Here is a 17591-nt window from a genome sequence, read left to right as displayed (position 1 = left end):
ATGGGTTGTGTTTTGGGTGCGGGTGCGTTGTGGCTTGTCGCGCCCACGCGGCGGAGCCGCAAATAAATACAGCCCCGCGCCCCTAGGTAGGCTGCCCCGCCGCCTCTCAGACAGCCGGCGGTGCTGCCGTGCTGTTGCGTACCACCAGGCTTGTTGCCAGTTCCACCCTTGTTGCGCCTGGGGTGCCCTCCACTCTCCCCAGGTCCAGGACCAGCTTCGCCGCCGTTTCTGCCATTTCCATCAGGGGCTGGCGGACCGTCGTCAGTGGGGGGCCGACCCAGCGGGCGATCGGGAGGTCGTCGAAGCCAACGACGCTGAGGTCCTCCGGGATGCGCAGGCCCAGTTCGCGGGCGGCCTCGTACAGGCCGAGGGCCTGGAGGTCGTTGCCGGCGAAGACGGCGGTCGGGCGGTTCGGGGAGCGGAGGAGTTCGAGGCCGGCGCGGTAGCCCGTCTCGTGGTGGAAGTCCCCGACCTTGAGGAGGTCGGGGTCGACCGGGAGACCCGCCGTTTCCAGGGCGGCGCGGTAGCCGTCGACGCGGGCGCGGCTGCACATCATCCGGGACGGGCCGCTGATCGATGCGATGCGGGTATGGCCCAGTTCGATCAGGTGGCGGGTGGCTGCCAGGCCGCCCTGCCAGTTCGTCGCACCTACCGAGGGCACGTCGTCGCCGGGGTCGCCCGCCGGGTCCATCACCACGAACGGGATGGAACGGCTGGTCAGCAGCGCCCGCTGGGACTCGTCGAGGCCGGAGAGGACGAGGATCACGCCGTGCGGGCGGCGGGCCGCGACCTGGTCGGCCCAGGTGCGGCCCGGGGTGAGGCGGCCCGCGCTCTCGGAGAGGACGACACTCAGGCCCTCCTCCCGCGCCGCGTTCTCCACACCCCGGATGACCTCCATCGCCCACGCGCTCTCCAGCTCGTGGAAGACCAGGTCGATGAGTGGTGAGCGGGTCGCCTCGGCTCGGCGGCGGCGGTAGCCGTACGCCCGCAGCAGGTCCTCGACGCGGGTCCGGGTCGCGGGGGCGACATCGGCGCGGCCGTTGAGCACCTTCGAAACAGTCGGAGCGGAGACGCCTGCCTCGCGGGCGATCTCGGCGAGCGTCGCGGTCTGGGTGGACTGCGGTGTCGTCTGCGTTTCAGCGGGTTTCGAGGGTCTCATGGCCGCGATCGTATCCCTGCGCGACCTCTTGACGAAGCCCCTGTCCCACCATAAGTTCCCGGAACATTCGACGTACCATCCGAAAGATTCGTGCAGAGACTCAGTCAGGTTTCGGTCAGAACATTCGCGAGAGGTGCTGTCATGGAGTCCAACAGAGGGCGGTCCACCGGTACCGGCGGAGCCATCGGTGCCGGCGGTACGGCGTTCAGCCGGCGCTGGGTGCTCGGCGCCGGTGCCTCCGCCCTGCTCACCACCGGGCTGAGCGCGTGCGGCTCGGGTGAGGGTTCGGGCGGGGGCGGGGGGACCATCACCGCGTTCGTGTACGGGGACGACGCCGTGAAGGTGCAGCAGGCGGCCGTCGACCGGTTCAACAAGTCCGCTGCCAGCAAGACGGCCAAGGGCAAGGTCAAGCTGGAGAAGATCCCGGGCTCGGACTATCTGCCCAAGCTGCGTACGGCGATGGGGTCGCCCAGTGCCCCGGACGTCTTCTTCAACTGGGGCGGCGGCTCGATCAAGGCGTACCAGGCGGCCGACAAGGTCGTCGACCTGACCGACATCATCGAGAACGACCCGGTGCTCAAGAACGGCTTCCTGCCCTCCGTGCTCGCCGCCGGGGATCTCAAGGGCCGCCACTACGGCATACCGATGCGCGGGATGCAGCCGGTGATCCTCTTCTACAACAAGTCCGTCTTCGCCGAGCAGAAGCTCCAACCGCCCACCACCTGGGACGAGTTGCTCGACATCAACACCAAGCTGAAGAAGGCGAAGATCACGCCGTTCGCCCTCGGCGGCTCCGACGTCTGGCCCGAGCTGATGTGGCTGGAATACCTGGTCGACCGGATCGGCGGGCCCAAGGTCTTCAAGCGCATCCAGGACGGCGACGCCGAGGGCTGGGGCGACCCGGCGGTCCTGAAGGCCGCCGAGATGGTGAAGGAACTCATCGACGACGGCGCCTTCGGCTCCAAGTTCACCTCGGTGTCGTACGTCAACGGCGGCGCCCCGGCCGTCTTCGCCAAGGGCAAGGCGGCGATGCATCTGATGGGCTCGTGGGAGTACTCGACGCAGCTCGGCAAGTTCCCCGACTTCGCCAAGTCCAACCTGGGCTGGGCGGCCTTCCCGGAGATCGAGGACGGCGTCGGCGACGTCCGCAACGTCGTCGGGAACCCCACCAACTACTGGTCCATCAACCCCCGTACGCAGAACAAGGACGCGGCGATCGCGTTCCTCAAGGACTGCGCGTCCGAGGCGTACGCGAAGGACCTGGTCGCCCTCGGCGACGTACCGACCACCTCCAACGCGGCGGCGCTGCTGTCCTCCGCGCCCAACCCCGAGTACGCCAAGTTCCAGTACGACATGGTCGAGCAGGCACCGGCGTTCACGCTCTCCTGGGACCAGGCGCTCGGCGACGAGCTGGGCACGAAGATGCACACGGAGATCGGGAAGCTGTTCACGGGCAAGTCGTCGCCGAGTCAGTTCGTGTCGGCGTGCAAGGGGTTGAAGTGAGCGTCACGGACCCGGCCGTGGCGTCCCCCAAGCGAGGCAAGGTGCGGGCCGGGCGGCCAAGTGCCGTCTGGGCGCTGCCCGCGGTGCTCTTCTTCACCTTCTTCGCGATCGTCCCGATGGCCCTGGCCTTCTATCTCTCCTTCACCAAGTGGGACGGCCTCGGCGACCCCAAGCCGGTCGGTCTCGCCAACTGGCAGAAGCTGCTGGACGATCCACGCCTGACCCAGTCCCTCATCCTCACCGTCCTTCTGACGGCGGCGAGTTGGGCGTTCCAGACGGTCGTGGCGCTGCTCCTCGGGGTGTGGGCGGCGGGCCGGCAGCGCAACCGGGCCGTCCTCTCGGCGATCTTCTTCGTGCCGTTCCTGCTCTCCTCGACCGCCATCTCGGTGCTCTTCTACGCCCTGCTCGACCCGAACTTCGGAATCATCCAGAAGGACACGCTCGGCTCGTCCAGCGGCGCGTTCCTCGCGATCGTGTTCGTCGGCGGCTGGCAGTTCATCCCGTTCCACACGCTGATCTACCAGGGCGGGGCCCGCCAGATCCCCCAAGTCCTGTACCAGGCCGCGGCAATTGACGGGGCGGGCCGCTACCGCCAGTTCTTCTCGATCACGCTCCCGCAGCTGCGGCACACGATCACGACGTCCACCGTGCTGATCGTCGTCGGTTCGCTGACGTACTTCGAGACGGTGCTCATCCTGACGAAGGGCGGGCCTGGCACGGACACGGCGATCCTGCCGTACCTGATGTACGAGGCGGGCTTCAAGACGTACGACTTCGGCTACGCGAGCGCCATCGCGTCCGCCCTCGTGCTGGCCGCCACCGGGCTGTCCCTGCTGCTCGTCCGGCTGACCGGTTTCGGCGGCATGCGCAGTACGCGTGAAGGGATGTGACGGAGTGTCACACGACACGCTTCCCCGTCCGGCGGCCACCGACGAGCGCCCTGAGCGACCTCAGCCGAACAGCCGTCGTCGTCGCCGGCACTGGACCAGGCGCGCCAATCCGCTCTCGGGTCTGGGGTCGGCCGTCTGGCTGGTGATCGTCCTCGTCCCGATCTACGCCATGCTGTCGGCCTCGCTCACGAGCCAGGACAAGTCCCTCACCGGCAACCCCCTGAAACCGCCCACCGATCCGACCCTCGACAACTACAACACCGTCCTCAACTCGGGCTTCGGGCATCTGCTCAGCAACACGGTGATCGTCGCGGTCACGGTCGTCGGCATCGTCCTCGGGCTCTGCGTCCCGCTCGCGTACGTCGCCGTGCGCACCCGCACCCGCTGGTCGGGCGCGGCCTTCCGGCTGTTCCTGCTCGGGGTGGCCATCCCGGCCCAGGCGGTCGTGGTCCCCCTCTACCTCCTCATCGCCAAACTCGACCTGTACGACAGCCTGTTGGCGGTGATCCTGCCGACGGCGGCCTTCGCGATGCCGGTCTCCGTCCTGGTCCTCACCGGCACCCTGCGGGACATCTCGGAGGACCTGTACGAGGCGATGGCCCTCGACGGCGCCTCTCCCCTGCGCATGCTGTTCCAGCTGACGATCCCGCTGGCCAAGGGCGGTATCAGCACCGTCGTGATCTACGCGGCCCTGCAAGCCTGGAACGGCTTCCTCTTCCCCCTGATCTTCACCCAGTCCGACGAACCCCGCGTCCTCACCCTCGGCCTCTTCAACTACGTGAGCCAGTTCGGCGTGAACATCCCCGCCCTGCTCGCGTCGGTCGTCCTCTCCGGCATCCCGATCTTCGCCGTCTACCTGGTGGCCCGGCGCGCGCTGATCGGCGGCCTGATGGGCATGGGCGGCAAATGAGCGGCACCGACGATGCGGCCGGTGCAGACGCACCCCGTCAACTCGCAGACTCTGACAGGAGTTTCATGACGACCGCCCCCTGGCGTGACCGCGCCCTGTCCGCCGACGCCCGCGTCGACGACCTGCTCTCCCGGATGACCCTGGAGGAGAAGACCGCCCAGCTGTACGGCGTCTGGGTGGGCGCCTCGACCGACGGCCACGGCGTCGCCCCGCACCAGCACGACATGACCGCCGACTACCAGTGGGACGAGCTGATCACCCGAGGCCTGGGCCAGCTCACCCGCCCCTTCGGTACGGCCCCCGTGGACCCGGCGCTGGGCGCGCAGGCACTGGCCCGCGCCCAGCGCCGGATAGCGGAGGCGGGCCGCTTCGGCATCCCGGCGCTGGCCCACGAGGAGTGCCTGGCGGGCTTCACGGCCTGGCAGGCGACGGCGTACCCGGTCCCGCTCGCCTGGGGCGCCACCTTCCACCCCGAGCTGGTGGAGGAGATGGCCGCCCGCATCGGCCGCGACCTCGCCTCGGTCGGCGTCCACCAGGGCCTCGCCCCGGTCCTGGACGTCGTACGGGATCCGCGCTGGGGCCGGGTGGAGGAGACGATCGGCGAGGACCCGTATCTGGTGGGGACGATCGGGTCGGCGTACGTGCGGGGGCTTGAGTCGGCTGGGATCATCGCCACGCTCAAACACTTCGCCGGGTACGCGTCCTCCGTCGGCGCCCGCAATCTCGCTCCCGTCCGGGCGGGGGTGCGGGAGTTCGCGGACGTGACACTCCCCCCGTTCGAGATGGCGCTGCGCGAGGGCGGGGCACGTTCGGTGATGGCCGCCTACAACGAGACGGACGGCGTCCCGGCCTCCGCCGACCCGCAGCTGCTCACCCAACTCCTGCGCGAGGACTGGGGGTTCACGGGCACGGTCGTCTCGGACTACTTCGGCATCGGCTTCCTGGAGACCCTGCACCGGGTCGCGGGTACGCCGGCCGAGGCCGCCCATGTCGCCCTGGCGGCCGGCATCGATGTCGAGCTGCCGACGATCCGGAGTTACGGCGACGCGCTCGTGACGGCCGTACGGGCGGGAGACGTGCCGGAGTCGCTGGTGGACCGGGCGGCGCGGCGGGTGCTGGCGCAGAAGTGCGAGCTGGGGCTGCTGGACGAGGACTGGCGGCCCGAGCCGGACGGCAGGCCGATCGACCTGGACTCGGCCGGGAACAGGGCGCTGGCCCGGCGCATCGCCGAGGAGTCGGTGGTACTGCTGGACAACCCGGGCGGGCTGCTCCCCCTCGCCCCGGACACGCGGATCGCGGTCGTCGGGCCGAGGGCTGCGGACGCGCTGGCCATGCTGGGCTGCTACTCCTTCCCCTCGCACGTCCTGCCCAGCCATCCGGAGATCCCGGTGGGGCTCGACATCCCGACCCTCCTGGAGTCCCTGCGCACCGAACTCCCGGACGCCAAGGTGACGTTCGCGGAGGGCTGCGACACCTCGGGGCCGGACACCTCGGGCTTCGAGGAGGCGGTGGCGCGGACCGCCGAGGCGGATGTGTGCGTGGCGGTGCTGGGCGACCGGGCGGGACTGTTCGGGCGGGGCACCTCGGGCGAGGGCTGCGATGTCGCCGACCTGCAACTGCCGGGCGTACAGGCCGAGTTGCTGGACGCGCTCGTGTCGACGGGGGTTCCGGTGGTGCTCGTGCTGCTCACCGGACGGCCGTACGCGCTGGGGCGCTGGCACGGTCAACTGGCTTCGGTGGTGCAGGCGTTCTTCCCCGGGGAGGAGGGCGGCCCGGCGGTCGCGGGAGTGCTGTCGGGCCGCGTCACCCCGTCGGGACGGCTGCCAGTGAGCGTGCCGAGGGAGCGCGGGGGCCAGCCGTGGACGTATCTCCAGCCGCCGCTGGGGCTCGCGGGCGAGGTCAGCAGCCTGGACCCGACGCCGCTGTATCCCTTCGGGCACGGGCTGTCGTACACCTCGTTCGCCTGGGAGGACTTCGCGGGAGAGGAGACAGGTGAGACGGAGATCGGGACGGACGGGTCCTACGAGGTGTCGGTGACCGTCCGGAACACGGGGGCGCGGGCCGGGGCCGAGGTCGTGCAGCTGTATCTGCACGATCCGGTGGCCTCGGTGACCCGGCCCGATGTCCGGCTGATCGGTTACCAGCGGCTGGAGTTGGCGTCGGGGGCCGCGCGCCGGGTGACGTTCTGGTTCCACGCGGATCTCTCGGCGTTCACGGATCGCGCGGGGCGTCGGGTCGTCGAACCGGGGGCGCTGGAGCTGCGGTTGGGGGCGTCGAGTGCGGAGGTGCGGCATACGGCCCGGGTGCGGCTGGTGGGCGCGGTAAGGGAGTTGGGGGCGGAGCGGCGGCTGCGGTGCGAGACGGAGGTCGGCCCTTAGCGGGCCGGTCCCCTCTCTCCTCCGCTACGGCACAGCGGGGCCGTCCAGGTAGCGGCCCTGTGTGTCGTACGGCCAGGCGTTCGACACGCAGCCCTTGAGGCCGTCGATCTGCTGCATCATCGCGGGCGCGGGTTGGCCGGCGCCCGGGCAGGTCAGATGGCCTCGGCCCAGCCAGTGGCCGACCTCGTGGTTGACGATCAGGGCGCGGTACTCGGTCGCCGGACCGTCGAACTCGGGGGAACCGAGCTGCCAGCGCTTGAGGTTGATGACCACGTTGACGCCGGCCCGGCAGTTGACCTCGCCGATGTGTTGCGGCTGCTGGACGTTGCACAGCTTGTCCGTGGTGCTCGCGGTGGCGACCTTGAACGTCAACTCGGCCTCCGCGCCGGTGACTTGGCGGAAGGTGGCGCCCGCCTGCCCCCAGCCGCGCCGGTCGTTGAGGATGGCGCCGATCTGGCGGGCCGCGTCCGTCGGGTCGACGCCGGCGCCGTCCTCGACCTGGACGCGGAAGGGCGTACCGGAGGCGGGCCCGGTGACGGTGACCGGGGCCGTGTCGAAGGTGCCGGGGCCGGAGGCGGGGATGGCGGGCGTCGAGGAGGAGCCCTTTCCGGAGCCGGTCCCGGAGCCTTTCCCGGACCCCGAAGTACCGCTGGCGGCCGGGGACTCGGAGGGGTCGGGGGACCCGGCGACGGTGGAGTCGTCGGGGGGCGAACTCGTGGCACCCTTCGTCGCGGACGTTCCCGGGTCCGGGGTGGGCTCGGTGGTCGTCCGGACCGCCTCCGGGGAACCGGCCTGCGACGCGTTGTCCGGCAGCAGCCGGGGCAGGAGCAGCGGCACCGCCGCCGTACCGAGCGCGGCGAGACAGACCGTGGCGCCGATCGCGCCGAGCCGGACCCGCTGCTTGCGTTGCCGCCGTAAGGCGACCCGGCCGCGCGGACCGTCCGCTGCACGTCGTTGCTCACTCATCGGGAGGAACCGCCTGTCTCGCTCGCGCTGTCGGTGTCGTTCGGGTCGCCTGCCAGAGAGGGCTCGGCGGTGGAGGGTTCGGTCGTGGCGTCCGGGGCCGGGAAGGACGGGGAGCCGGACGCCTCGCCCGAGGAGTTCGCCTCCGCCTTCTCCGCGTATCTCGCCGCGTACTTCAGCTCGTACTTCACTGCGGCCAGCATGGCCTCGCTGCCCGCCGCGACCACCAGCTGGTCCGCGGTGACGGGCGGGGAGACCCCGGCGTCGGTGTCCGAGCCGACGGTCAGCTTCACGGTGCTTTCCAGGTAGCGGTAACTGATGCCGAGGGACTCGCCGCCCGGCAGGTCGGCGCCCGTGACGAGGAGCCTCGCCTCGATCCGGCCGGACAGCCATGCCGTACGGCAGGTCACCGCCTGGTCGGGCGGGTCCGGGCACTCGCCGAGGGCGTCCGCCCCCTGGATGACCTGGAACGTCACCGGGAAGGTGTGCCCGTCGATCCGGCCGGCGAAGAGGTCGACGCCGTCCGGGGAGACGGTCCCGATCAGGTCGCCGAGCGCCACGGTCAGTGCCGCCGCCACCTCTGCCCGGCCGAGGGCCTCCGTCGTGCCCGTGGGCACGGACACCGATGGCGTCGCGGACGCGGGCATGGGCATGGGCATGGAGGGGGCGGGGACGGGGGTCGGCACGGCCGGCGGCCGGGTCGCGGTGGGCGGTGCGACCGCCGGGCCGACCGGCTGCGACGCGGCGCTGCCCAGGCCGCCGAGTGCGGCCGAGCCGATGCCCCCGGCCGCGAGGACCCCGGCGACCGCGCCGACCACGGCGAGCCGCGCCCGGATCCGACGGCGCCCGCCCAGCCGTACCGCCTCCTGCGTCAGATCGGGCAGCGGCGCGAGGCCGGCGGCGGCCCGCTCCATCAGTTCCCTCAGCTCCCCGACGAGCGCGTCGTCGGGCCCGGCGTCCGGCTCGGGCCCGTGCGGGCGGCCGGGGGGCGTCTCGTGCACGGAAGTTCCTCTCAGCACTGAGGTGTTCGGGTGTTCAGTACTCGGCGGTGTACACATGGGCGTCGCCCAGCTCCGCGCGCAGCCGGGTCAGGGAGCGGGAGCACTGGCTCTTGACGGTGGACTCGCTGCACCGCAGCTGCGCGGCCACCTCCGACACGCTCAGGTCCTCCCAGTAGCGCAGGACGACCATCGCCCTTGCCCGGGGCGGGAGTTCACCGAGCGCCGCCATGAGCGTGACGCGCAGCTCGGGTCTGGGCGCGGCGGGCGCGGGGTCGGGGCGGGCGTGGGCGAGCAGGTCACGCAGCCGGCGTCGGCGCTCGTGCAGGAACAGCCGGGTCAGGACGGTACGGGCGTAGGCGTCGAGGTGGTCGGCCCGGCTCGCCCGGTGCCAGTGCTGGAAGAGGCGGGCCAGCGTGGACTGCACCAGGTCGCGAGCGTGCTCGCGGTCGCCGCAGAGCAGATACGCCGTCCGGTACAGGCGCTGCCGGCCCGCCCGCGCGTACTCCTCGAAGTCCCGCTGCCGGACCGTCGCCGACATCCACCCTCCCGCTCCCGTTTCCCGTCATGCGTACGGCCGTGGCTGTTGCTTGGTTCACGTGCCTCATACACATCACGCCCCTCACACGCCTCACAGGTATCGCCCTCACCTGTTCTTGAGCGTGTTCGGGGCGGAAAGGTTGAAGGGGATGCGGGAAAATTCTGATCCGGTACGGGTGGGGCCCCGGGAAGGGGGAGAGCGGCGTCGGCGAACGCCCGCTACTGCGCGAACGTGGACCGCGCGTCCACCGACTCGAACCGCCAGCGGTGCACCGCCCGCGTCACCAACTCCCCGTCCGGCTCGGGGAGTTCGGGCAGGTCGGCGTCGTACTCCGCGTCCCACCACGTGATGACGAGGACGCGGTCCTGCGGAGCGCGGAGGGTCTCCCGGCGCACCGGGGTCGCCGCCAGCGCCTGCGCCCGTGCCCAGGCGAGGAGTTCGGCCCCGCGCCCCTCGACGGCCCGGGCCTCCCACATCAGCACGACGGTCACGTGTACAGGTTCCCCTTGCTCACCTCGTGCACATGGTCGTGCGAATGCGTGTGGCTGTGACTGTGGCTGTTGCTGTGGCCCGGTACGTGCGGGTCGGTCACCGGCAGTGAGGAGTCCGCCGACAGGTCCCAGTCGGAGGCGGCCCGGTTGCGGGCGACCATCTCGGCGCCCAGCGCGGCCACCATCGCGCCGTTGTCCGTGCACAGCTTGGGCCGGGGCACCCTGAGGCGGATACCGGCCGCCTCGCAGCGCTCCTGGGCGAGTGCGCGCAGCCGCGTGTTGGCGGCGACGCCCCCGCCGATCATCAGGTGGTCGACACCCTCGTCCTTGCAGGCCCGTACGGCCTTCCGGGTCAGTACGTCCACCACCGCCTCCTGGAAGGAGGCCGCCACATCACGCACCGGCACGTCCTCCCCCGCCGCGCGCTTCGCCTCGATCCAGCGGGCCACGGCCGTCTTGAGCCCGGAGAAGGAGAAGTCGTACGCCGGGTCACGCGGCCCGGTCAGTCCGCGCGGGAACGCGATGGCCTTCGGGTCGCCCTCCCGCGCGTACCGGTCGATGACCGGACCGCCGGGGAAGCCCAGGTTCAGCACCCGCGCGATCTTGTCGAAGGCCTCGCCGGCCGCGTCGTCGATGGTCGCGCCCATCGGCCGTACGTCGGACGTGATGTCCGAGGAGAGGAGGAGGGAGGAGTGGCCGCCGGACACCAGCAGGGCCATCGTCGGCTCGGGCAGCGGCCCGTGCTCCAGCTGGTCGACGCAGATGTGGGAGGCGAGGTGGTTCACCCCGTACAAGGGCTTGCCCAGCGCATACGCGTACGCCTTCGCCGCCGAGACCCCGACCAGCAGGGCGCCCGCGAGCCCGGGACCGGCCGTGACGGCGATGCCGTCGAGGTCCTTCGCGCTGACCCCCGCCTCCTTCAGCGCCCGCTCGATGGTCGGCACCATCGCCTCCAGGTGTGCGCGGGAGGCGACCTCGGGCACGACACCGCCGAACCGGGCGTGCTCGTCGACGCTGGACGCGATGGCGTCCGCGAGGAGCGTGGTTCCCCGGACGATGCCGACGCCGGTCTCGTCACAGGAGGTCTCGATGCCGAGGACCAGCGGGACGTCCTTGGAGTCAGCCATTGCTCTCGGTTCCTTGTGCTGAAGGGGCTGAAGGGACTGCCGCCGACGGATCACGCAGGCGCATCACCAGGGCGTCGACGTTCCCCGGCTGGTAGTAGCCGCGCCGGAACCCGATGGGCTCGAAGCCGAACCGCTCGTACAGCTTCTGCGCGCGTACGTTGTCCACCCGGCACTCCAGCATGACCTCGGCGCACTCGAACGCGGTCGCCGCCCGCAGCAGCTCGGTCAGCAGCACGGCACCGAGCCCGGTGCCCCAGTGCTCACGGGCGACGGCGATCGTCTGTACGTCGGCGCCCGTGGCGGAGCCGCTGTCGGATTCGGTACCGGCGGTGGCGAGCCCCGCGTACCCGATGATCCGCCTGCTCCCGTCCGCCCCCTCGTCCTCCGCGACGAAGTACCGCCGGGTCGCCTCCGGTCCCCGCGCGTGGGCGAGGTCGGACCAGAACATGCCCCGGGACCAGGCGTCCTCGGGGAAGAGGTCCTTCTCCAGTTCCAGTACGGGCTCGATGTCCCACCAGCGCATCTCGCGCAGCACAGCAGTCGTCACTTGGGGGTGACCACCTTGTAGTTCTTGGGGACCTGGGCGTCGGGGCGGCGCAGGTAGAGGGGTCTGGGGGCGGGGAGTTCGACGCCCGCCGCCAGCCGTTCGGCGGCCAGGGCGGCGAGGGCCGCGGCGGAGACGTGCTCGGGCCCGTGCGCGTCCAGGAAGGTCTCCGGGTAGAGCAGGGCGCCCGCGCCGACGGCGGGCAGGCCCGCGACCTGGTCGGCGATGTCCGCGGGCCGGTCCACGGACGGCTCCGTGACCCTCGTACGGGAGTCGCTGTAGCGGGCCCAATAGACCTCCTTGCGGCGGGCGTCGGTCGCCACGACGAAGGGGCCGTCCTTGACCTCGGCGGCGTACGCGAGGCCGTCGAGCGTGCAGACGCCGTGTACGGGGACGCCGAGCGCGAGACCGAAGGTGTCGGCGGTCATCAGGCCGACGCGCAGCCCGGTGTAGGGGCCGGGGCCGATGCCGACGACGACGCCGGTGACGGCGTCGAGGCCCGTGCCCGCCTCGGCGAGGACCCGGTCGACGGCGGGCAGCAGCAGTTCCCCGTGCCGCCGCGCGTCGACCTGGCTCGACGCGGCGACGACGGCCGTCCCGTCGTGCAGGGCGACCGTGACGGCCGGGGTGGCGGTATCCAGAGCGAGCAAGAGCACGCGAACAGCCTACGGCGCCCGCGCCCCGCGTACGGCCGCCCCGGTCGGCGGTACGGCTGCTGCTACCGTCGCCACAAAACGGGACGTACGAGACGAAGAGGTGGGCGCCGGTGACCAGGAGCAGCTCGGGATTCGTGGGCGGGCTCACCGTGGCGGCCCTCGCCACGGTCGGCTTCCTCACCTACCAGGCCTCCGCGACCGCCCCGCAACGTCCCGGCACCGAGCGCCTGTCCTCTTCAACACCGGTGACGACCTCCAAGGTCCCCCGGGACACCCGGCACCCCGACGCCCTGCCGGGCGGCACCGGCAAGGGCAAGCGGGTCGTGTACTCCCTGGACGACGACCGGGTGTGGATCGTCGGCACGAACGGCAGGGTGCTCCGCACCTTCACCGTCACGCCGGGCACGGTCGACCCGGCGCCGGGCAGCTACCTCGTCACGTCCCGCTCGAACTCGATCACGGGCACGGACGGCATCCCGATCGAACACGTCGTCCGCTTCACGGGCGTCGACGGCGTGGCCATCGGCTTCAGCGCGGCGGTGGACACCACGGCCCCCCAACCGGAACTGGACCCGGAGGCCCGCACAGGCGGCATCCGGGAAACCCGCCCGGACGGAACGGCGATGTGGGAGTTCGCAACGATCGGAGAAAGGGTCGTAGTAATCCACTGACTCGGGTCCCCGTTATTTCAGGGGCGCGAGGAGCTGTTTTCAGGGGCGCGGGGCTGTATCGATATGCGGCTCCGCCGCGCGGGCGCGACCAGCCACGACGGCGCCGCGGCGAACCGAGCACCTAAGCGGCCTTGGGCCGTTCCTGAACCGGCGGCACATCGGGAACACGCGGAGGCGTGGAGACGGCCCGAGCAGCCACCCCCGCAGCCAACAGCTCACGCATGGACACCCCAGGCACCGCAAACCGCTTCGACGCGGGCGGCGTGCTCTCGGTAGCCGACATGGACGCCTCCTGAGGCCCGGGGGCGGACGTAGTTAGGTAAACCTAACCACGGACTGGATACCATGTGACCACGCACAAGACCCCGAACGCAACATCTTGCCGACCGATTGTCGGAACATTCACGCAAACGTTCACGCCGACGTTCCCACCACCGTTCGCGCCGACGTTCATACGGCGCTCAGGTCAACCGACGCCCACCGCTCCCCCACCCCCGTGAGGGTGACGTGCCGTACCTCGTCGGTGGTGTCGCCGACAGCCCGGTGGATGAGGAGATGGAGCCGGTCGTCGGTCAGCTCCTCGACCTTGCCCTCGCCCCACTCCACCACGATGACCGACTCGGGCAGCGAGACGTCGAGGTCGAGGTCCTCCATGTCGTCGAGACCGCCGCCCAGCCGGTACGCGTCCACGTGGACGAGCGGCGGACCGTCGCCGAGGGAGGGGTGGACGCGGGCGATCACGAAGGTGGGCGAGGTGACGGCACCCCGGACCCCGAGCCCCTCGCCGAGCCCGCGCGTCAGCGTCGTCTTGCCCGCGCCCAGCTCACCGGTGAGCATCACCAGGTCGCCGGCCCGGAGGAGCTTGGCGAGCCGGAGACCCAACTCCCGCATCTCGTCGGGCGAGTCGACGACGAGTTCGAAGGACTGAGGGTCCGGGGAGGACAAGGAGGCGGACAAGGGGGACTCAGCCTGGTTGTGCGCTGCCGCTGGTGCTTCCATAACCGGAAACGGTAGCCCCTGCCGGCACGGCACCCGCGCGGGTGAGCAGGTCGGCGAGCCGGTCGGTGACGACCTCCGGGTGCTCCAGCATCACCAGGTGCCCGGCGTCCGGCACGAGCACCAGCTCGGCGTCCGGCAGCAGGTCGGCCATGGCCTCGCTGTGCTCGCTGGGCGTGACGAGGTCCCCGACCCCGGCCAGCACCAGCACGGGCAGATCCTTGAAGTGGCCGAGGGCCTCGGTCTTGTCGTGCTCGGTGAAGGCCGGGTAGAACTCGGCGACGACATCGATGGGCGTGCCCTCGATCATCCGCTCGGCGAACCGGGCGACGGCGGGGTCGACGTCCCGCGACGAGAACGAGTACCGCTTGATGATCCCCGCGAAGAGATCGGCGGTGGCCCGCCGTCCCCGCTCCACCCACTCGGCCTGCTGCCCCAGCGCCTTCAGTACGCCGGGCAGCACCCGCCGTACGGCGTTCACGCCCGCGACGGGCAGCCCGAAGTTCACCTCGCCGAGCCGCCCCGACGACGTACCGACGAAGGCGACCGCGACGACCCGTTCCCGTACGACGTCCGGGTACTGGTCGGCGAAGGCCATGACGGTCATCCCGCCCATGGAGTGCCCGACGAGCACGATCGGCCCCCCCGGCACGGCGGCGTCGAGCACGGCCTTCAGGTCCTGCCCGAGCTGGTCGATGGAGACGGGCACCCCGTCCTCGACCTGGGCGGTGCCGCGCCCGGACCGGCCATGGCTGCGCTGGTCCCAGTAGACACTCCGCACGACCCCGCGCAGGGCGGCCCGCTGGAAGTGCCAGGAGTCCTGGTTGAGGCAGTAGCCGTGGCTGAAGACGACGGTGACGGGGGCCGGGGCCTTGCGTCCGAAGAGGCGGCGCCGGCGCGGGGTGAGGGCGGGTGCCGCCGCCGGGTCGACGTCGTCGACCTCGTAGTACAGCTCCGTGCCGTCGTCGGCGTACGCCTTGCCCGGGGTGCCGCGCAGCGCGCCGTACGGGCCCGCCGAGTCGAGCGCGAGCCGCGCCCGCTGGCGCATGCCGCGCCCCACGGTCATCCGCTCGACGGCGACGCCCGCGGCGGCACCGGCGGCCACCACTCCTATGGCGACGCCCACGATGCCGGTCGCCCGGCGCCAGTTGCCGGCCGACGCCCCCGTGACGGAGGCCACGGCCGCCGTGGCGGCGCTCGCGACGACCTCCGCACTGCTCTCGCTCACGTACCGCTCCTCGCTGGAATTCTGGAACTGTCACTGAAGTTGCTGGGCTTGCTGAACTTGTTGGGCTTGCTGGAGTGGCCGGGGTTACTCGTGCCTTCGGCCGAAGAAACTCTCCAGCGCCTACCCCTCTTGTTGCTCATTCACGTAGACGCGCGGTACCCGGGTTCCGATGCGGGTGACGATTTCGTACGCGATCGTCCCGGCCGCCTGCGCCCAGTCCTCGGCGGTGGGCTCACCGCGGTCACCGGGCCCGAAGAGAAGGACCTCCGCGCCCGCCTCGGGCTCGTCTCCCCCCAGATCGACGACGAACTGGTCCATGGCGACCCGCCCGGCCACGGTCCGCCACTTGCCGCCGATCAGTACGGGACCGGTGCCGGAGGCGTGACGCGGGATGCCGTCCGCGTAGCCGACGGGGACGAGACCGAGGGTGGTGGCGCCGGGGGTGACGTAGTGGTGTCCGTAGCTGACGCCGTGGCCGCCCGGTACGTGCTTGACCAGCGCGAGCGAGGCGGCCAGCGTCATCACGGGGCGCAGGCCGAGGTCGGCGGAGGTCCCGATCTCGGGGCTCGGCGAGATCCCGTACACAGCCACCCCCGTCCGTACGAGGTCGAAGTGGGTGTCCGGACGACTGAGCACGGCGGGCGAGTTGGCGAGATGCCGTACCTCGGGCCGCAGTCCGTGCCGTTCGGCGTACGCGACCATGTCGTGGAAGCGGGTGAGCTGGGCGCCGATGGAGGGGTGGTCGGGTTCGTCGGCGCAGGCGAGATGGGACCAGAGCCCGGTGACCCGGATCAGCCCGTCCCGCTCGGCGCGCAGGGCCGCGGCGACGAGCGCGCACCAGTCGTCCCCCGGCTGACAGCCGCCGCGCCCGAGCCCGGTGTCGGCCTTGAGCTGGACGCGAGCGGGCCGATGAGCGGCAGAGGCAGCTTCAACAACCTCCCGCAGGGCCCACATCCCGCCCACCGACACGTCGATGTCGGCCTCGATGGCGGCCTGCCAGGGCCCGCCGGGCGTCCAGAGCCAGCACATGATCCGGACGTCGCGGGAGATCCCGGAGTCCGGCTGCCGCAGGGCGAGCGCCTCCTCGGGGGTGGCGGTGCCGAGCCAGTCGGCGCCCGCCTCGACGGCCGCCCGGGCGCACCGGAGCGCGCCGTGGCCGTACGCGTCGGCCTTGACGACGGCCATCAGGGCCGCGCCGCGCGCGCGGGCACGCAGGGTCCGTACGTTGGCCCGCAGGGCGCCCAGATCGATCTCGGCGCGGGCACGCAGGGCTGCGGTGGGCGGGGCTGCTGTCTCACTCATGCTCATGGCGCCCCCAGTGTCTCAGAGGGACTCTTGACCATTCTCTCGGCTACCCCGCGGCCCGCCGTCCCCACACGTACACCCGGTCGCCCGTCTTCAGCACGCTCCACAGTTTCCGTGCGTCGGCGAGCCGCATGTTGACGCAGCCCATGGAGCCGACGGTGGTGTAGATGCTGCCGTAGACGGCGTGGAAGGCCTGGCCGCCGCTGAAGAACTGGGAGTAGGGCATAGGGGTGTCGTAGAGGGTCGAGTGGTGGTTCTTGTGCTTCCAGTACACCTTGTGCCAGCCGCCCCGGGTCGCGTATCCGGCCCGCCCTGTCCGGACGGGCACGGGCGCGTAGACGACCTTCTTCCCCTTCTGCACCCAGGTCAGCTGGCGCCCGAGGTCGACACAGGCGACGCGGTAGGTCCGTACGGGGCACTTGCCGGCGGCGTTCGGATTCTTCCGCGCGGACAGCAACTGCATACGGGACCAGGTGACGGGCCCCGCGAACCCGATGGCGGGCTTGATCTTGTACTTGACCTGGAACGCGCGGATGGCCCGGCAGTCGGCGGCGGACTGCTTCCCGTCCACCTTCAGCTTCAGCCAGTACTCGACCTGTCGCTGGTAGGGCCCGGTGAGCTTGGAGCAGGCCACTTTGCGGGCGGCGTCGTTGAGCGGTACGTACTCGATGAGGTCGTACGTCCCCTGCGCGGCGTCGGCCGGTTCGACGGCGTCCTCTTTCTCCGTCGGGGTGTACACCTGCGGGGCGAGCACCTGGTCCGGGGTGTCGAAGGTCCAGGGCTGGGAGGGTGCGGGGCGTACGCCGGGGACGAGGTCGCCCATGGGGCCGGGGGAGGGTGGGGGCGGTGACTCGGCGAGGGCGGTGGGGGTGGGGAGCGCGGGGAGGGCGGTCAGCGCGAGGAGGGCCACGGCCAGGCACCGGTGTGTGATGTTTCTGCTCATCATGCGATCAGGAGAACGCGGGGGTCAGGTGTCCCGGGGTTAGCCGCGCGGCGGGGTCACCCGACCGCCTCTCCCAGGCCGTGTTTCCCGCCCACCCACCCGTTTGCTGCCAACTGATCAGCGGGGGTCGAGGCGTCTCAACGCACCCGCCAGTTCACCGGCACCCATCCATCCCCGGCCGGCACCCTCCAGCCCGTCCGGCGTTTGAGGACGAGCGCGCTGAGCCCGTCTCTTACCCCCCCCCCCCCCGCCCCCCCCCCCCCCCCACCCCACCGGGTTTTTGGGGGT

Annotated in this window: 17 protein-coding genes; 5 read left to right on the top strand and 12 right to left on the bottom strand. The window is 71.3% G+C overall.

The genetic code is table 11. The features are described 5' to 3' along the window. Positions 1-106 precede the first annotated feature (106 nt). Positions 107-1159 carry a LacI family DNA-binding transcriptional regulator gene (locus ACWDR4_RS22115; protein WP_450410817.1) on the bottom strand — a complete coding sequence of 351 codons (1053 nt, stop codon included), beginning with the start codon at positions 1157-1159 and terminating at the stop codon, positions 107-109. Positions 1160-1300: 141 nt separating this feature from the next. Here ACWDR4_RS22115 and ACWDR4_RS22110 point away from each other — a divergent pair, with 141 nt between their 5' ends. From ACWDR4_RS22110 to ACWDR4_RS22095, 4 genes are all read left to right on the top strand, one after another. Next, a complete protein-coding gene (locus tag ACWDR4_RS22110; RefSeq protein WP_450410815.1) occupies positions 1301-2662 on the top strand; it encodes an ABC transporter substrate-binding protein in 1362 nt (453 codons plus the stop codon). Next, a complete protein-coding gene (locus ACWDR4_RS22105; protein WP_450410813.1) occupies positions 2659-3552 on the top strand; it encodes a carbohydrate ABC transporter permease in 894 nt (297 codons plus the stop codon). Before ACWDR4_RS22110 ends, ACWDR4_RS22105 begins: the two co-directional genes overlap by 4 nt. Before the next feature lie 4 nt (positions 3553-3556). Then, a complete protein-coding gene (locus ACWDR4_RS22100; RefSeq protein WP_450410811.1) occupies positions 3557-4462 on the top strand; it encodes a carbohydrate ABC transporter permease in 906 nt (301 codons plus the stop codon). Positions 4463-4527: 65 nt separating this feature from the next. Next, the gene (locus tag ACWDR4_RS22095) at positions 4528-6840 is read left to right on the top strand and encodes a beta-xylosidase/alpha-l-arabinosidase (protein WP_450410809.1); all 2313 of its coding nucleotides are present in this window, start codon (positions 4528-4530) and stop codon (positions 6838-6840) included. Positions 6841-6864: 24 nt separating this feature from the next. On the opposite strand, the gene ACWDR4_RS22090 is transcribed toward ACWDR4_RS22095, so the two are convergent. From ACWDR4_RS22090 to tsaB, 7 genes are all read right to left on the bottom strand, one after another. Then, positions 6865-7806, bottom strand: coding sequence for a DUF3152 domain-containing protein (locus ACWDR4_RS22090; protein ID WP_450410808.1), 942 nt, complete (start codon positions 7804-7806; stop codon positions 6865-6867). Further along, on the bottom strand, positions 7803-8804 hold the full coding sequence (locus ACWDR4_RS22085) for a hypothetical protein (protein WP_450410806.1): 1002 nt from the start codon (positions 8802-8804) through the stop codon (positions 7803-7805). The genes ACWDR4_RS22090 and ACWDR4_RS22085 overlap by 4 nt, the downstream gene beginning before the upstream one ends. A 34-nt stretch (positions 8805-8838) precedes the next feature. Next, positions 8839-9342, bottom strand: a complete 504-nt coding sequence (locus ACWDR4_RS22080) for a SigE family RNA polymerase sigma factor (RefSeq protein ID WP_450410805.1) — start codon at positions 9340-9342, stop codon at positions 8839-8841. 218 nt (positions 9343-9560) lie between these two features. Next, complete coding sequence (locus tag ACWDR4_RS22075) at positions 9561-9833, bottom strand: hypothetical protein (RefSeq protein WP_450410802.1); 273 nt, start codon at positions 9831-9833, stop codon at positions 9561-9563. Beyond that, entirely contained in the window at positions 9830-10960 is a 1131-nt protein-coding gene (gene tsaD / locus ACWDR4_RS22070; protein WP_450410800.1) for a tRNA (adenosine(37)-N6)-threonylcarbamoyltransferase complex transferase subunit TsaD, read from the bottom strand. Before tsaD ends, ACWDR4_RS22075 begins: the two co-directional genes overlap by 4 nt. After that, on the bottom strand, positions 10953-11507 hold the full coding sequence (rimI, locus tag ACWDR4_RS22065) for a ribosomal protein S18-alanine N-acetyltransferase (protein WP_450410798.1): 555 nt from the start codon (positions 11505-11507) through the stop codon (positions 10953-10955). The genes tsaD and rimI overlap by 8 nt, the downstream gene beginning before the upstream one ends. Beyond that, on the bottom strand, positions 11504-12160 hold the full coding sequence (tsaB, locus tag ACWDR4_RS22060; RefSeq protein WP_450410796.1) for a tRNA (adenosine(37)-N6)-threonylcarbamoyltransferase complex dimerization subunit type 1 TsaB: 657 nt from the start codon (positions 12158-12160) through the stop codon (positions 11504-11506). The genes rimI and tsaB overlap by 4 nt, the downstream gene beginning before the upstream one ends. 110 nt (positions 12161-12270) lie before the next feature. Here tsaB and ACWDR4_RS22055 point away from each other — a divergent pair, with 110 nt between their 5' ends. After that, positions 12271-12831, top strand: a complete 561-nt coding sequence (locus tag ACWDR4_RS22055) for a hypothetical protein (protein ID WP_450410795.1) — start codon at positions 12271-12273, stop codon at positions 12829-12831. 450 nt (positions 12832-13281) lie between these two features. Here the strand turns inward: ACWDR4_RS22055 and tsaE are convergent, their stop codons facing one another. The 4 genes from tsaE to ACWDR4_RS22035 all read right to left on the bottom strand — a co-directional run bounded on the left by tsaE (position 13282) and on the right by ACWDR4_RS22035 (position 17306). After that, positions 13282-13830, bottom strand: a complete 549-nt coding sequence (gene tsaE / locus ACWDR4_RS22050) for a tRNA (adenosine(37)-N6)-threonylcarbamoyltransferase complex ATPase subunit type 1 TsaE (protein WP_450410794.1) — start codon at positions 13828-13830, stop codon at positions 13282-13284. Then, positions 13796-15055 carry an alpha/beta fold hydrolase gene (locus tag ACWDR4_RS22045; protein WP_450410792.1) on the bottom strand — a complete coding sequence of 420 codons (1260 nt, stop codon included), beginning with the start codon at positions 15053-15055 and terminating at the stop codon, positions 13796-13798. Before ACWDR4_RS22045 ends, tsaE begins: the two co-directional genes overlap by 35 nt. 120 nt (positions 15056-15175) lie before the next feature. Further along, positions 15176-16357: an alanine racemase gene (gene alr / locus ACWDR4_RS22040; protein ID WP_450410791.1), complete on the bottom strand. Its 1182-nt coding sequence runs from the start codon at positions 16355-16357 to the stop codon at positions 15176-15178. A 49-nt stretch (positions 16358-16406) separates the two neighbouring features. After that, positions 16407-17306, bottom strand: a complete 900-nt coding sequence (locus ACWDR4_RS22035; RefSeq protein ID WP_450410789.1) for a L,D-transpeptidase family protein — start codon at positions 17304-17306, stop codon at positions 16407-16409. Between the last annotated feature and the right edge of the window lie 285 nt (positions 17307-17591).

This window comes from Streptomyces sp. NPDC000878 (assembly GCF_053599695.1).
The sequence above is the reverse complement of the archived record's forward strand: the minus strand, read 5'-3'. Positions and strand labels throughout refer to the sequence as shown.

Bases quoted from the DNA above. Each gene is read 5' to 3' on its own strand.
- ACWDR4_RS22115 (WP_450410817.1), bottom strand. From the start codon at position 1,159: ATGAGACCCTCGAAACCCGCTGAAACGCAGACGACACCGCAGTCCACC.
- ACWDR4_RS22110 (WP_450410815.1), top strand. From the start codon at position 1,301: ATGGAGTCCAACAGAGGGCGGTCCACCGGTACCGGCGGAGCCATCGGT.
- ACWDR4_RS22095 (WP_450410809.1), top strand. From the start codon at position 4,528: ATGACGACCGCCCCCTGGCGTGACCGCGCCCTGTCCGCCGACGCCCGC.
- ACWDR4_RS22090 (WP_450410808.1), bottom strand. From the start codon at position 7,806: ATGAGTGAGCAACGACGTGCAGCGGACGGTCCGCGCGGCCGGGTCGCC.
- ACWDR4_RS22080 (WP_450410805.1), bottom strand. From the start codon at position 9,342: ATGTCGGCGACGGTCCGGCAGCGGGACTTCGAGGAGTACGCGCGGGCG.
- tsaD (WP_450410800.1), bottom strand. From the start codon at position 10,960: ATGGCTGACTCCAAGGACGTCCCGCTGGTCCTCGGCATCGAGACCTCC.
- tsaE (WP_450410794.1), bottom strand. From the start codon at position 13,830: ATGGAAGCACCAGCGGCAGCGCACAACCAGGCTGAGTCCCCCTTGTCC.
- alr (WP_450410791.1), bottom strand. From the start codon at position 16,357: ATGAGTGAGACAGCAGCCCCGCCCACCGCAGCCCTGCGTGCCCGCGCC.
- ACWDR4_RS22035 (WP_450410789.1), bottom strand. From the start codon at position 17,306: ATGATGAGCAGAAACATCACACACCGGTGCCTGGCCGTGGCCCTCCTC.